The sequence below is a fragment of the Pseudomonas thermotolerans DSM 14292 genome (assembly GCF_000364625.1).
In the GTDB taxonomy this organism is placed as follows: domain Bacteria; phylum Pseudomonadota; class Gammaproteobacteria; order Pseudomonadales; family Pseudomonadaceae; genus Aquipseudomonas; species Aquipseudomonas thermotolerans.
On sequence record NZ_KB822608.1, the window covers coordinates 1 to 14727 of the forward strand.

11 protein-coding genes are annotated in these 14727 nt (G+C 65.2%); 4 read left to right on the forward strand and 7 right to left on the reverse strand.

All coding sequences use genetic code 11. From position 1 onward, the window contains the following. Window positions 1-116: 116 nt before the first annotated feature. The 4 genes from H165_RS19150 to nadC form a co-directional block, all read right to left on the reverse strand. The gene (locus tag H165_RS19150; RefSeq protein WP_081609342.1) at window positions 117-788 is read right to left on the reverse strand and encodes a glycosyltransferase; all 672 of its coding nucleotides are present in this window, start codon (window positions 786-788) and stop codon (window positions 117-119) included. Continuing rightward, entirely contained in the window at window positions 785-1939 is a 1155-nt protein-coding gene (locus tag H165_RS0109065) for a glycosyltransferase family 4 protein (protein ID WP_026146494.1), read from the reverse strand. The genes H165_RS19150 and H165_RS0109065 overlap by 4 nt, the downstream gene beginning before the upstream one ends. A 74-nt stretch (window positions 1940-2013) precedes the next feature. Next, window positions 2014-3321 (reverse strand): nucleotide sugar dehydrogenase, encoded by a 1308-nt coding sequence (locus H165_RS0109070; protein ID WP_017938616.1) that lies wholly within the window; start codon window positions 3319-3321, stop codon window positions 2014-2016. 153 nt (window positions 3322-3474) lie between these two features. Next, window positions 3475-4323 carry a carboxylating nicotinate-nucleotide diphosphorylase gene (nadC, locus tag H165_RS0109075; RefSeq protein ID WP_017938617.1) on the reverse strand — a complete coding sequence of 283 codons (849 nt, stop codon included), beginning with the start codon at window positions 4321-4323 and terminating at the stop codon, window positions 3475-3477. A 338-nt stretch (window positions 4324-4661) separates the two neighbouring features. Between nadC and H165_RS0109080 the strand changes: the two genes are divergently transcribed. The 4 genes from H165_RS0109080 to H165_RS20325 all read left to right on the forward strand — a co-directional run bounded on the left by H165_RS0109080 (window position 4662) and on the right by H165_RS20325 (window position 10815). Further along, window positions 4662-6935: a DUF1631 domain-containing protein gene (locus tag H165_RS0109080; RefSeq protein WP_026146495.1), complete on the forward strand. Its 2274-nt coding sequence runs from the start codon at window positions 4662-4664 to the stop codon at window positions 6933-6935. 119 nt (window positions 6936-7054) lie between these two features. Further along, entirely contained in the window at window positions 7055-7609 is a 555-nt protein-coding gene (ampD, locus tag H165_RS0109085; RefSeq protein ID WP_017938619.1) for a 1,6-anhydro-N-acetylmuramyl-L-alanine amidase AmpD, read from the forward strand. A gap of 3 nt (window positions 7610-7612) precedes the next feature. After that, the gene (gene ampE / locus H165_RS0109090; RefSeq protein WP_017938620.1) at window positions 7613-8443 is read left to right on the forward strand and encodes a regulatory signaling modulator protein AmpE; all 831 of its coding nucleotides are present in this window, start codon (window positions 7613-7615) and stop codon (window positions 8441-8443) included. 347 nt (window positions 8444-8790) lie between these two features. After that, window positions 8791-10815 carry a methyl-accepting chemotaxis protein gene (locus H165_RS20325; RefSeq protein WP_017938621.1) on the forward strand — a complete coding sequence of 675 codons (2025 nt, stop codon included), beginning with the start codon at window positions 8791-8793 and terminating at the stop codon, window positions 10813-10815. A gap of 64 nt (window positions 10816-10879) precedes the next feature. Here the strand turns inward: H165_RS20325 and H165_RS0109100 are convergent, their stop codons facing one another. The 3 genes from H165_RS0109100 to H165_RS0109110 form a co-directional block, all read right to left on the reverse strand. Beyond that, window positions 10880-11659 carry a TatD family hydrolase gene (locus tag H165_RS0109100; RefSeq protein WP_017938622.1) on the reverse strand — a complete coding sequence of 260 codons (780 nt, stop codon included), beginning with the start codon at window positions 11657-11659 and terminating at the stop codon, window positions 10880-10882. Between the two features lie 79 nt (window positions 11660-11738). Next, window positions 11739-13322, reverse strand: a complete 1584-nt coding sequence (locus tag H165_RS0109105; RefSeq protein WP_017938623.1) for a peptide chain release factor 3 — start codon at window positions 13320-13322, stop codon at window positions 11739-11741. 138 nt (window positions 13323-13460) lie between these two features. Continuing rightward, window positions 13461-14726, reverse strand: coding sequence for a cation:proton antiporter (locus tag H165_RS0109110; protein ID WP_017938624.1), 1266 nt, complete (start codon window positions 14724-14726; stop codon window positions 13461-13463). Window position 14727: the final 1 nt, after the last annotated feature.

Here is a 14727-nt window from a genome sequence, read left to right on the forward strand (position 1 = left end):
GCTACGGGGTACGCGTAGCGGCTAAAAACCCTACATAAGACGACGATCTGAGCGCTTTTTGATCGATGGATCGCTTCAAAAAACAGCGAGGTCTGTAGTCGGCCAGAAATACGTGGCTACTTCAGACCATCCTTAGGGATGCCCCATAAACTGTATCCGTGTGCCGTGACACGGAACGCCCATTCGGTATCTACGTGGTCAATGAACAGTGACTCGTCGAGGCCGCCCAATTGCTCGAACAGGGCAATGGGAACAAGCGTTCCGCTGCCATTGAGGTTGGCGCATGGAACGGGTAATGGAGAGTCTGTTGCGGGGTAGGCCCGTGTCCATCTCCATCGGGTGCTTTGGTGAAAACCGTGGGTCAGCCCGGTATCAGGGTCTTCAAGCAATGGCCCGACGCAGCCCACTCTGTAGCCCTTTGCTTTAAGACTCCGAAAGGCCTCAAGCAGGGCGGTAATGCTGCCTGGTTTCGGTTCGCTGTCCTGATCTAGCAAAAGTACGAACTCTGGCGTAGGAGTCAGTGTCGCTAACCACTGAACACCCTGGTTTATGGCTGCCGCCAAGCCAAGGTTGGTATCGCATCGTATCAGATGCACATTCTGAAATTGGCTGACGAGAGCTTCGACCTCTATCCAGCACTCCGTTTGGGATGCGTTGTCCACGATGACTTTGGGGCTGGAGGAGGGCAATGCCCGAAGTTGTGCCTCTAGTTCAGCCAAGGCTGGATTGTAGGTCACAGTAACAGTGGCCAGAGTCGTGGACATCTTGATGTTTTGGGATACGGTCATTGAGGATCGACCAGCAATGCGGCCCCAATGCGTTGGCCGAAATTCTGCCAGGAGAACTGTCGGGAGAAAGCGGCGGCCTTTGGCTGCCATTCTGTTCTGGGAACTTCGAGAGTTTTTATCACCGCCTGAGTCAAAGCAGCGTAGTCACCGGCGGGAACCAGATGTCCGGATTGTCCTTCAGAGACAGCATCAGATATGCCTCCGGTGGCAAAGGCCACGGTCGGTACGCCGTGTGCGGCGGCTTCGGTGGCAACCATGCCGAAGCCTTCAGGGTCATCGGGAATGTGGCGGACCGGAAAGACGTGCACATCGGCTGCTTCGTAAGCTGTTGCTAATAGGTTGCTGTTGGTGACGACGCCCAAGAACTTGATATGTCCGCCCACACCTGATTTCAGGGCCTGCGCCTGGATGCTTTCCACGCTTTGGATGTCTGCCCCAAGGGAGTTCTTGGGAGCCTCGCCAATGACAACCAGCATGGCTGACGGGATGGCTTGTACGATGTCGGGCAGGGCATGCTCCACGAACTCCCTGAGCCCTTTACGGGTGGTCAGCCGGCCTACGGAGAGCAGAATTTTTTTGCCGTTCAGGTCGTGCCGCTCTTTGAAGGCTGCAATGTTCTCTGCCGGCTGTGGCGTTTCCGGGAGCCGGACTCCGGGATGAATGATGCTGATGGTATTTGGATTGACACCAGCGGCAAGAGCCAGTTGCTGGCTGGACGTGCTGTTGACGATAACCCGGTCCAGCTTCCTGAATGTTGGTCGCCAGAGCTTGCGGTACAGGGTGTGATTGACAGTGATATCCAGGCCATGCAGATAAGCTGCCGTGCGAGCTCCGCATAGTTTGCCCAGCAGCCAGGCTATAGGCGCAGTTAGGCCGCTGCCGGCTAAAACCACATTTGGTTTCCAGCGCAAGGCAAGCCAGAACCCCTTGAGTGCGGATGTCAGGAGAAACAGCGGTAGCGGCTTGAGCGGGGCTCCGATCAAGGTGACGGATCGAGGTTTCAGTACTGCGGATGCGCTGGGACCAATCACTCGGACCTCGGCCCATTTGGCCAGCTCGTCAGCCATATGCCAATTCAGTCGCTCCATGCCGCCGACCAGCGGCGGTAGATTGCGTGTGATGAGGAGAATGCGCGGGCGTTTTTCCGTCATTGAACATCTCGCTTGCCTCAATTAGGCGCAGCTTTGTCTGTGGCTATTGTTGAGTCGGATTCGGGCAGAAGCTGTCAGGCACTGACAATTCGGGTATTTCTGGGCAGCCTGCCTCGAGTATCCACAATCAGGCGAGCATGCCTCTGTAGCAGTTCGTAATCGAAGCGATCATGGTCAGTGGCCAGCACTGCGCAGTCGTAGCTCGCGAGGGTTTCGGCGTTCAGTGGTACGGATTGCAAGTCGAAGTGGTAGTGGCGCTTGCGAGGGAAGACCGGGACGTGCGGGTCGCTGTAGGCGACTTCGGCCCCTTTGGCCTGTAGCAGGTCGAGGATTTCCACTGCCGGGGATTCCCGGGTGTCGTCGATGTTCTTCTTGTAGGCCAGGCCCAGGATGAGGATGCGGCTGCCCTTGATGGCCTTGCCTTGATCATTGAGTGCGTCCGCGATCTTCTGGACCACCCAGTGGGGCATGTAGTGGTTGATCTCCCCGGCCAGTTCGATGAAACGGGTGTTGATGCCGTATTCCTTGGCCTTCCAGGTGAGATAGAAGGGGTCGATGGGGATGCAGTGGCCGCCCAGTCCTGGGCCGGGCTTGTAGGGAACGAACCCGAAGGGCTTGGTGGCGGCGGCGTCGATGACCTCGTGGATGTCGATGCCCATCTTGTCGGCGACGATCTTCATTTCGTTGACCAGGCCGATGTTGACGCTGCGGTGGATGTTCTCCAGCAGTTTGGTCATTTCCGCGGCCCGGGTGCTGCTGACCGGGACCATGCGGGTAATGGCCTTTTCGTAGAGGGCTTTGCCTAGCTCCAGGCAGGTAGGGGTAATGCCGCCGATGACCTTGGGAATATCGCGAGTGGAAAAGTGCGGGTTGCCCGGGTCTTCGCGCTCCGGGGAGAAGACAAGGGCAAAGTCCTCGCCGACCTTCAGTCCTTGCTCCTGAACGCGCGGTAGCAGCACTTCCTCGGTGGTACCCGGCCAAGTGGTGCTTTCCAGACTCATCAATTGCCCACTGCGCAGATGGGGCAGCATGGCCTCGAGCGTCGAAGTGATGAAGCTCAGGTCCGGCTGGCGGTGAGTATCCAGCGGAGTGGGTACGCAGATGATCAGTGCGTCGGCCTCGCGGGAGCGGGCGAAGTCCGTGGTGGCCTCGAACCCCTGGTGGACGGCGGTCTGGATCAGGTCGGGAGTGAGTCGTTCGATATAGCTCTGTCCGTTGTTGAGCTTGTCCACCTTGACCGGGTCGATGTCGAAGCCGATCACCTTCAGCCCCACTTCGGCGAAGCGCAGCGCCAGAGGCAGCCCGACGTAGCCCAGGCCGTAGATGCCGATGATCGCCTCGTCGGTAGCGATGCGCTCTCTGAGTGTGTCCAGTCCGCTCATGCTGGTGATATCCCGATATGGTGAAGTGGCGGGATCATGCCAGAGAGCGGAGATGTATTGCAGTGCGCTCGGTCAATGTCTACTGGGGCGTATCGACGGCTCGGACTGGCGCGATCAGCCAAGGACTCGAGAAGGTCTTCGGTGCGGGTGGCCTTACAGGGCCAGCCGCATCGACAGATCCACCGCCTTCACGTCCTTGGTCAGAGTCCCCAGCGAGATGTAGTCCACTCCGGTCTCGGCGATGGTGCGCAGGGTGCTTTCGTTGATGCCGCCCGAGGCTTCCAGCTTGGCGCGACCGGCGGTGAGGGTTACGGCACGGCGCATGTCGTCGAGGCTGAGTTCGTCGAGCATGATGATGTCGGCGCCGGCATCCAGGGCTTCCTGCAGTTCTTCCAGGCTTTCCACTTCCACTTCCACCGGCTTGCCGGGAGCGATCCGCCGGGCGTTGGCGATGGCCTGGGCGATACCGCCGCAGGCGGCGATGTGGTTCTCCTTGATCAGGAAGGCGTCGTAGAGACCGATGCGGTGGTTGTGGCAGCCGCCGCAGGTGACCGCGTATTTCTGTGCCAGGCGCAGGCCCGGGAGAGTCTTGCGGGTGTCGAGCAGCTTGACCCGGGTGCCGCTGACCAGGTCGGCGTAGTGGCGGCACTTGGTCGCCACGCCGGAGAGGGTCTGCAGGAAGTTCAGGGCGCTGCGCTCGCCGCTCAGCAGGGCGCGCGCCGGGCCTTCGAGGGTGAAGAGCACCTGGTTCGGCTGCACCCGGTCGCCATCCTGCACCTGCCAGTGCACGGCTACGCGCGGGTCGAGCTGGTGGAACACCGCATCCACCCAGGCGGTGCCGCAGATCACGGCGGCTTCGCGGGTGATGACGCTGGCATGGGCCAGGCGTTCACTGGGGATTAGTTGGGCGGTGATGTCGCCGCTGCCGATGTCCTCGGCCAGGGCGCGGCGGACATTCGCTTCGATCTCGGCGCTCAGGTCGGCAAGGGTCAGGTTGGGCATGGCGAACTCCGCGTGCTCAGTGGCCGGAAACAGGGGAAGGATGACGCAGCCCGCCCGAGGAAGGCAAAGGCGCTCGTCGAGGAGGCGGGATTATAGAGGCAGCTGCGCTAAGGTGCAGATGTTGGAGTCGTTTCCGCTGGGGAAGGTGCGGAAAATCCCGGCTGTCATCACTGTGACCTGGTTCATGTCTGGATGAAAAGATTACTGGGCTTGCGCATTGATCCTTATAATGGCTTTACCTCCAACTATTGACGCCATACCTTTGACGTTAGGGACGACACTCCGCCGACCGTTGTGCGGCCCGTCATACTGGATGATGGGTTTGCAGGAGACACGCAATGACCGACGCGAAAGTGGTGCACCTCTCCAAGGTTGCCCCTGAGCATTCGCCTAACTCGCCGGTAGGAAAACTGCCCGTGGCGTTGATCCCTGTCCGCGACAAGGCTGCGCAGCAGCTCAAGCAGGCTTTGCAGGCGTTGTTCGACAATGCGGACGATACCCTGTTCGAGATGGCCGACCGGGCTACCAGCAATGCCGAGCAGAATACCTTCTTCGAGGCCATGCGCGACCTGCGCCTGAAGCGCAAGAACATCGAGCGCGGCTTCCTGCACAAGCTCTTCGAGTCGTTTGCTTCCCTGACCCAGTACGAGATCGGCAAGGCGCCGCAGCTGGACGCGATGTCGTTCGACAGCCTGTCGCTGGTCCAGAACGACGAGCTGGAGGAGCGCGTCGCCGTCGATTCGATGGTCGCCAAGGTCATGAGCCGCGACGCCCTGGCGCTGGGGCACCTGACCACCCGGCTGAATTCGCTGGTGCCGCGCAAGCTCGACGACAAGAGCAACCCGCTCGGCCCGGAGGCGCTGTGCCACGCCTTCATCGAGTCCTGCAGCGACCTTGGCGTGGACATCAAGGTCAAGCTGATCATCCTCAAGCTGTTCGAGAAGTACGTGCTGAGCGGCCTGGGCGAGCTGTACGACGAGGCCAACCAGGCGCTGATCAGCGCCGGCGTGCTGCCCGAGCTGAAATCTCTGCCGCAGGCTCGCCGCCGCGCACCGAACCAGCCGGCGGCGAGCCGGGCCGCGCAGGTGGCGGCCGGCGAGGGGCATGCCGAGGGTGGCGAGGTTCAGGAAGTCTTCCAGGTTCTCCAGGACCTGCTTGCCCAGGTGCGTGGCGTGGCCGTGCCGCGCCGCGAGCTGCCGGCCGATGCCCTGCCGATCACCAGCCGTGACCTGACCCGGCTGCTTTCCCATCTGCAGCAGCGGATGCCCGTGGAGGCGATGAGCGAGCTCGACGTACGCGACCAGTTGGAAGCGCTGCTCGGCCGCGTCAGCGCCAAGAGCGGCAAGGTCCGCGTGGTCGGCGAGGTGGACGAGGACGTCATCAATCTGGTGTCCATGCTCTTCGAGTTCATCCTCGACGATCGCAACCTGCCGGATTCCCTCAAGGCGCTGATCGGCCGCCTGCAGATTCCCATGCTCAAGGTCGCGGTGCTGGACAAGACCTTCTTCGGTCGCGGCAGCCACCCGGCGCGGCGCCTGCTCAACGAGATCGCTTCGGCGGCGCTGGGCTGGGCCGACCAGGGCGACGTGCAGCGCGACAGCCTGTACCAGAAGATCGAGCAGATCGTGCAGCGCCTGCTCAACGACTTCGTTGACGATCCGGCGATCTTCTCCGAGCTGCTGGCCGACTTCCTGGCCTTCATCGGCGACGAGCGCCGGCGCAGCGAATTGCTCGAGCAGCGTACCCGCGATGCCGAGGAGGGCAGCGCCAAGGCCGAGCTGGCCCGCCGCCAGGTGGAGCAGGCGCTGAACGAGCGGCTGCTGGGCAAGACCCTGCCCGAAGTGGTGGTGCGTCTGCTCAAGGAGGCCTGGAGCAAGGTGCTGATGCTCACCTGCCTGAAGCACGGCGTGGAATCCGCGGAATGGCAGGCGGCCCTGGCGACCATGGACGACCTGATCTGGAGCGTCGAGCCCCACGACGAGCCCGAGGCGCGTCAGCGCCTGCTGGAGCTGGTGCCGGGCTTGCTCAAGTCGCTGCGCGAAGGGCTGGCCAGCGCGGCCTTCGATCCTTTCTCCACCGGGGAGTTCTTCAGCCAGCTGGAGGCCCTGCACGTGCAGGGGCTGCAGCGCTTCAAGCGCCCGCTGCCGGAGGCCGAGTCGGCGGCCGAGGGCGTGGCCGTCGAGCCGCAGGACCGCCCGCTGCTGGACCTCGCGGCGGTGGACGAGGAAGCCCCGGCAGAGCCGCCGATGGTGGCGGTGGTCGAGGAGATCGTCCTCGCCGCGCCGGAGGAAACCCGCACCCTGGAGCCGGAGGAGATCCTTCCGGAGGACGATGAGTCGCTGCAGCAGGTGGACAACCTGCGCGTCGGCAGCTGGGTGGAGTTCCAGGAGGACGAGGAGCACAAGCTGCGCTGCAAGCTGGCCGCGGTGATCAAGGCCACCGGTAAGTACGTGTTCGTCAACCGCACCGGCATGAAGGTGTTGGAAAAGACCCGCATGGGCCTGGCCGTGGAGTTCCGACGCGGCACCATCCGCCTGCTGGATGACGCGCTGCTGTTCGACCGCGCGCTGGAATCGGTGATCGGCAACCTGCGCCGGTTGAAGAACGCCTGATCCTGCCCTGCGCAGCCACGACGCCCGGCCCGTTCCGGGCGTCGTCGTTTTCCGGGCCCGGCCGCCCCGCGCTCCTGTAGACTCCTGGCTCCAGAGAGGTTCATCGAAGGAGTTCGCGCATGCGTCTGGATCCCCGCACCGGCTGGTGCCTGGGCGTTCGTCACTGCCCGTCGGCCAACTTCAACGCGCGCCCGGACGGGGAGATCTCCCTGCTGGTGATCCACAACATCAGCCTGCCGCCCGGGCAGTTCGGCACCGGAAAGGTGCAGGAGTTCTTCCAGAACCGTCTGGTGGTGGACGAGCATCCCTATTTCGCGGGCATCGCCGAGATGCGCGTCTCCGCGCACTTCCTGATCGAGCGCGACGGCGCAGTCACTCAGTTCGTCTCCTGCCAGGATCGTGCCTGGCACGCCGGGGTGTCCTGCTTTGCCGGGCGGGAGAACTGCAACGACTTCTCCATCGGCATCGAGCTGGAGGGCACCGATGAGCTGCCCTTCAGCGATGCGCAGTACCGCGTGCTGGTGGAGCTGACTCGCCAGCTGCAGGCCGCCTACCCGGCGATCGGGCTTGATCGGATCTGCGGGCACAGCGATATTGCCCCGGGCCGCAAGACCGATCCGGGCCCCTGTTTCGACTGGGCGCGTTATCGCGCGGCGTTGCTGGACAAGGAGTGAACCATGAGTTTTCTGGTACTGCTGCTGGTGCTGTGGATCGAGAAATTCTCTGGCTGGCGTCGACGAATCCAGCAGGACGGCCTCTGGCTGAACCTGCTGGGCAGGGTGGAAGACGGCAGCGCCACGGCACCCTGGTCTCGTCTGCTGGTGCTGGTTCTGCTGCCGGTGGCGCTGCTCGGCGTGCTGCTCTGGCTGCTTGAACCCATCGCCCACGGCTGGCTGGCCCTGCCGGTGCATCTGGTGGTGCTGATCTACAGTCTCGGGCGCGGCGACCTGCTGGCCGCTCTTGGACCGTTCCGCGATGCCTGGCGGCGCGGCGACAGCCAGGGGGCCTACCACGTCGCCGAGCGCGATCTGGGGCTGGTGGCCGACGAGGGCGGCCAGCTGCTGCACCGGGTGCAGGGCTACCTGCTCTGGCAGGGCTTCCAGGGTTTCTTCGCGGTGATCTTCTGGTACGCCCTGCTCGGCCCGCTGGCGGCGCTGGCCTACCGGCTGCTGGCGCTGACCTGCGAGCATGCCCGGCAACCCGCCCTGCGCGAGCGCGCGGTGCAGGTGCGCCACGGCCTGGACTGGCTGCCGGCGCGGGTGTTGGCATTGAGCTTCGCGCTGGTCGGCAACTTCTCGGCGGTGATCCGCACGGTGCTCCACGAGCTGCTCAACTGGGACATCCCGGCGGCGCGCCTGGTGACCCAGGCCGGCCAGGCGGCGGACGACCTGCCGGAGCCGCAGCCGGGCGAGGTCGGGGTGGCCAGTCTGGACCAGCTCTGGCAGCTGCAGATCCGTGCGGCGGTGCTCTGGTATGCGGGCCTTGCGGTGTGGATCCTGTTGCTCTGAATAGGGTGACGGTTACGGAGGTTTTCTCCCGTTTCCTTGCGGGGGCGGGCAGGCTGAAGGGAAAACCTCCGACCCCCGATCTAGACGCTTTCCTTGTCCTTTCTTGAGGTTCCGGCCGCTGGCCAGCCCGGAAAATCCGACGCCTTAACCTTAATTTACAGATCCACCCGCCGATATCGGGTATACAGGGCTCTCGTTCTGCTGCCCGGAGCCGTGACCGCGCACATGCGTGGACCGGCGCACCTCGATCCGGCGGGCGCGCTGTGGGCCGAACGGTCGGGCAGGTAGGGGCTGCCAGGGCTACCGGATGCCGGAAGATAACAATAAAAGCGCTCAGGAGACGTCTAGTGAAGACCGTGTTGTATCCGGCCATTGCGCTGATGAACCGCCTCAGCTTCGGCATGAAGTTCAGCCTGATCAGCGTGCTGTTCTTCCTGCCGATGCTGGTCACCAACTTCTACCTCGTCCGTGATTCCTACGCCCAGTTCGTCGCCACCCGCGTGGAGCTGGAGAGCATCGGGCTGCTCGGCGACAGCCTGAAGCTGCGCCGCCAGCTGGAGGACCTCGGCGACCTGACGGAGATCAACGGACTGATCGGCCAGTCCGCCGAGGCGGCGCAGATCGAGCCGCGCATCAAGGCTCTGGAGGAGCAGACCCTCGCCCTGCTACGGGGCATGCAGCCGGTGGTCAGCGGCGCCGAGCAGGTGGCGGCCTTCACCGCCAAGCGCGACGAGCTGCTCGCCGAGCTCGAGGCCATTCGCGCGGAAAGCTCGCTGCAGAGCAAGGTGGGCCGGCTGGAGAAGATCGCCGGCAATGCCCAGGTGTTCGTCCAATTGATCGTCGCCCAGGCCGGCTTCCCGCAGGACAGCGAGGCCGAGGTGCGCCAGCTGTCCGCCCTGGTAGGCGACATGACTGCCCGGGTCACCGCTGCCCTGAGCCTCGGTCGCTCCATTGGCAGCGGCGCGCTGGGGCAGGGGTTCCTCAATTCCTCATCCAGTAGCCGGCTGGACGACCTGCTGCTAGGCCTCGAGAAGCTCCACGGCGAGTACGGCCTCGGCCTGCAGAGCCTGCTCACCGGACGCGCCGCGGCAACCCTGAGGCCGATGGCGGAGGCCAGTCAGGCGTCGCTCCGGGACGGCGCGGCGCTGATCGAGGAGCAGGTGGTGGAGGCCGAGACCCTGGATACCCCCTGGGAGCGCTTCTTCGATCAGCTCAGCGCCCAGTTGGAGCGGACCTACCGGCTCAACGACGCGGTGCTCGCCGCTCTGGACGGCCAGCTGCAGGAACGCCTGGCGCAGAAGCGCCTGCAGATGATCCTGCTGGTCGCCGCGCTGGTGGTGGTGTTTCTGCTGATCGGCTACCTCTACGCGGCTTTCTATGTGTCCACCCGCACCTCCCTGAAGCACCTCGGCGGGGTCATGGAGCGGGTGGCCGCCGGCGACATGACCGTCCGCTTCCAGACCCGCAGCCGTGACGAACTGGGCGAGCTGGGCGCGGTGTTCAACGGCACGGTGGCGAGGATTCGCGAGCTGATCGAGCGGGTCGGGCGTACCGTGGGCGAGGTGGAGGGCCAGGCCAGCCGGGTCGAGACGGTGTCCGGGGAGAGCAACCAGGCGGTAGCGGGGCAGCGCGACCAGATCGAGCAGGTGGCCACGGCGATGAATGAGATGGCCGCCACCGCCCAGGAAGTGGCGCGTAGCGCCGCCGCCGCGGTGGATAGTGCGCAGAGCGTCAACCAGGAGACGGAGTCCGGCCGGGCCCTGCTGGAGGCCCAGGTGGCCAGCATCCGGCGGCTGGCCGGGGAGATCGAGCAGTCGGTGGCGGTGATCAACCAGTTGGCCGCCGACAGCGCGACGATCAGTCAGGTGCTGGTGGTGATCAAGGGCATCGCTGAGCAGACCAACCTGCTGGCGCTGAACGCCGCCATCGAGGCGGCGCGCGCCGGCGAGGCGGGCCGCGGCTTCGCGGTGGTGGCCGATGAGGTGCGCAACCTGGCCCTGCGCACCCAGCAGTCCACCGAGGAGATCGAGAGCATGATCGACCGCCTGCAGAGCGGAGTGGGGGCCGCGGTGAAGGCCATGAACGTCAGTCACGCGATGGCCGACGGCACGGTCAACGAGTCGGCCAAGGTGCAGCAGGCGCTGGAGAACGTCCTGGGCGCGGTGAGCATGATCGTCGATCAGAACCGCCAGATCGCCGCCGCCGCCGAGCAGCAGACCGCGGTGGCCCACGATATCGACCAGAACATCGTGGCGATCAACCGGGCCAGTGAGCGCACCGCCGAGGGCGCCAACCAGACCGAGCAGTCCAGCCGCGAACTGAGCCAACTGGTCGGCCAGCTCAAGGCCCTGATCGGCGCCTTCCGCGTCTAGGACGGAGCCTCGGGAAAAGGCGGGCGGCGGCCCGCTTTTTCATTGCTCTGGCCGCGGACGAAGATCAGGACCAGCCGAACAGCGCGCAGGCGTTGGCAGTGCTGGCCGCGGCCAGCTCCTCGGGGCTCACGCCGCGCAACTCGGCGAGCACGGCGCAGATCTCCGGCAGGTATTCGGGGCTGTTGCGCGCGCCGGGGTGCATGGCCGGGGCCATGTCCGGCGAGTCGGTTTCCAGCACCATGGCTTCGAGAGGCAGCTTGGCCACCACCTTGCGCAGGCGGTGGGCCTGCGGCCAGGTGGCGGCGCCGCCGAGGCCTAGACGAAAGCCCAGCCTGAGGTACTCGCGGGCCTCCTCGTAGCTGCCGGCGAAGGCGTGGACGATGCCGCCGCGCTTGACGCGGATGCGTTTGAGGGCGGCGATGGTCGGCGCATGGGCGCGGCGCACGTGGAGCAGGGCCGGCAGCTCGAACTCGGCGGCAAGGCGCAGTTGGGCCTCGAACAGGGCCTGCTGGGCGTCGCGGTCGAGGTCGGCGAGGTAGTAGTCGAGGCCGAATTCGCCGAGGGCGCAGAGCCTGGGATGGCCGGCCAGGCGTTCCAGCCAGGCGCGCAACTCGGCCAGGTGCTCGGGGCGGTGGCCATCCAGGTACACCGGGTGCAGACCGAAGGCGGCGTACAGGCCCTCTTCCCGCTCCACCAGATCCCAGAGGCGCTGCCAGTTGGCCTGGTAGACGCCCAGCACCACCAGACGCTCGACGCCCAGAGCGCGGGCGCGGGCCAGGAGTTCGGCGCGGTCGGCGTCGAAGTCTGGGAAATCCAGGTGGGTATGGGTATCGATCAGCTGCATGGCCTTGAGGATAGCGCCGGGGGGCTGACGAGGGCCAAGGGAAGAGCCGCCCCCGCGCGCGGACGGGGGCGGAGAGGGGTCAGTGGTGCTCGCGGGTGGCGCGGAACTTCACGTCCGGCCAGCGCTCCTCCATCAGGCTCAGGTTGACGCGGGTCGGGGCCAGGTAGGTGAGGTGGCCGCCGCCGTCGATGGCGATGTTCTCGAAGGCCTTGGTCTTGAATTCTTCCAGCTTCTTCTTGTCCTCGCACTCGATCCAGCGCGCCGACCAGACGTTGACCGTCTCGTAGGCGCACTCCACCTTGTATTCCTCCTTGAGGCGGCTGGCCACCACGTCGAATTGCAGCACGCCCACCGCGCCGAGGATGATGTCGTTGCTGCGCTCGGGGAAGAACACCTGGGTGGCGCCTTCCTCGGCCAGCTCCTGCAGGCCCTGGCGCAGCTGCTTGGACTTCAGCGGGTCTTTGAGGCGCACGCGGCGGAACAGTTCCGGCGCGAAGTGCGGGATGCCGGTGAAGCCCAGCACCTCGCCCTCGCTGAAGGTGTCGCCGATCTGGATGGTGCCGTGGTTGTGCAGGCCGATGATGTCGCCGGCGTAGGCCTCCTCCAACTGCTCGCGCTCACTGGAGAAGAAGGTCAGGGCGTCGGCGATCTTCAGGTCCTTGCCGATGCGCACGTGGCGCATCTTCATGCCCTTCTCGTACTTGCCGGAGCAGATGCGCATGAAGGCGATGCGGTCGCGGTGCTTCGGGTCCATGTTCGCCTGGATCTTGAACACGAAGCCGGTGAGTTTCTCTTCGGTGGGCTCCACGACGCGCTCGTGGGCGGCGCGTGGCAGGGGCATGGGCGCCCAGTCGACGATGGCGTCGAGCACCTGGTCGACGCCGAAGTTGCCCAGCGCGGTACCGAAGAACACCGGGGTCATCTCGCCCTTGAGGAAGGCGTCCTTGTCGAAGGTGTGGCAGGCGCCCTGGACCAGTTCCAGCTGTTCGACGAAGTCGTCGTACAGGTCGCCCAGGTGAGCGCGGGCCTCGGCGGAGTCCAGGCCCTGGATGATGATCTGCTCGATGCGCTCGTGGCCGTGGCCCGGCTGGTAGACGATGATCTTGTCCTCGGCCAGGTGGTAGACGCCCTTGAAGTCCTTGTAACAGCCGATCGGCCAGGTGATGGGGGCGGCCTTGATCTTCAGCACCGCCTCGATTTCATCGAGCAGTTCGATGGGGTCGCGGATGTCGCGGTCCAGCTTGTTGATGAAGCTGACGATGGGCGTGTCGCGCAGACGGCAGACTTCCATCAGGGCGATGGTGCGCGGTTCCACGCCCTTGCCGCCGTCGAGGACCATCAGCGCCGAGTCCACCGCGGTCAGGGTGCGGTAGGTGTCCTCGGAGAAGTCCTCGTGGCCGGGGGTGTCGAGCAGGTTGATGATGTGCTCGCGGTAGGGGAACTGCATCACCGAGGTGGTGATGGAGATGCCGCGCTGCTTCTCCATCTCCATCCAGTCGGAGGTGGCGTGGCGGTCGGACTTGCGCGACTTCACCGTACCGGCCACCTCGATGGCGCGGCCCATCAGCAGCAGCTTCTCGGTGATGGTGGTCTTACCGGCGTCGGGGTGGGAGATGATCGCGAAGGTACGGCGCTTGGCGACTTCGGCGGCCTGGTTGGTCATGGTCTGTGCCTGCGGAAACGGTGGCGGGCGCGGCGCGCCCGGAAAAGCGCGGGATTATAGCGGAAGCGGCCGGCCGCGGCAGGCCGGGTGTCGCGGGTGCGAAAGCGGCGAATGCCGGGGCAGCCCGCCCCGGCGCGCTCAGTGTTCTTCGGACTGCAGGCTGCGCGGCTGGCCGCGGTAGATCCAGCGCACCAGCGGGCCGATGCTCAGGCCCTGAACCAGGATCGACACCAGCACCACGATGTAGGTCAGGGCCAGCAGCAGGTCGCGCTCGGGCCCCAGCGGCAGGGACAGCGCCAGGGCCACCGAGACGCCGCCGCGCAGGCCGCCCCAGGCGAGGATGCGAATGGTGCCCAGCGGCGCCTGGTGGCCGAACTGGCGCAACAGCAGGATCGGCGGCGCCACCGTGGCCAGGCGCGAGACCAGCACGGCGGCGCCGAGCAGGCAGGCGGCGCCCGCGTGCAGCCAGCTGAACGGCAGGAGCAGCAGCTCCATGCCGATCAGGGCGAACAGCAGGGTGTTGAGGATCTCGTCGATCAGCTCCCAGAACTTGTCGATATAGCGGCGGGTCTCGTCGGACATGATGTGCAGGCGCCCGTAGTTGCCGACGATCAGCCCGGCCACCACCATGGCGATCGGCCCGGAGACGTGCAGCGCGCGGGACAGCGCCGCGCCGCCGAACACCAGCGCGATGGTCAGCATCACCTCCACCTGGTACTGGTCGATGCCGCGCATCATCAGGATGGTCACCCCGCCGAGCAGCAGGCCGACCAGCATGCCGCCGACGGCCTCCTTGGCGAACATCCAGCCCACCTCGCCGAAGGTCGGCGTGGCACCACTGAGCAGGATGCTCAGCAGGATGCTGAACACCACCACGGCGGTGCCGTCGTTGAACAGCGACTCGCCGACGATGGTGGTGGACAGCGGCTTGGGCGCGCCGGCGGACTTGAGGATGCCCATCACCGCGATGGGGTCGGTGGGCGAGATCAGCGCGCCGAACAGCAGGCAGTAGAGCAGCGGCACCTGCCAGCCGAGCAGGTCGAAGATCAGCCAGGCCAGGCCGCCAATGATCACGGTGGCGAGCAGCACGCCGAAGGTGGCGAGCAGGCCGATCGGCCACTTGTAGCTGCGCAGGTCGTCGAGGTTGACGTGCAGCGCGCCGGCGAACAGCAGCGCCGGCAGGAACCAGGTCATCAGGATTTCGGAGAAGTCGATGTCGCGGATCAGCCGCTGCATCTCCAGCTCCAGCACCGGGAAGCCGGCCAGGCTGGCCAGCTGCAGCAGGGCCGAGAAGATCAGCGCGGTGGCCATCACGCCGATGGTCGGCGGCAGGCGGATGAACCGGTAGTTCACGTAGGTGAGCAGGGTGGTGAGGCTGATGAAGGCGGCGACCAGATTGAGCATC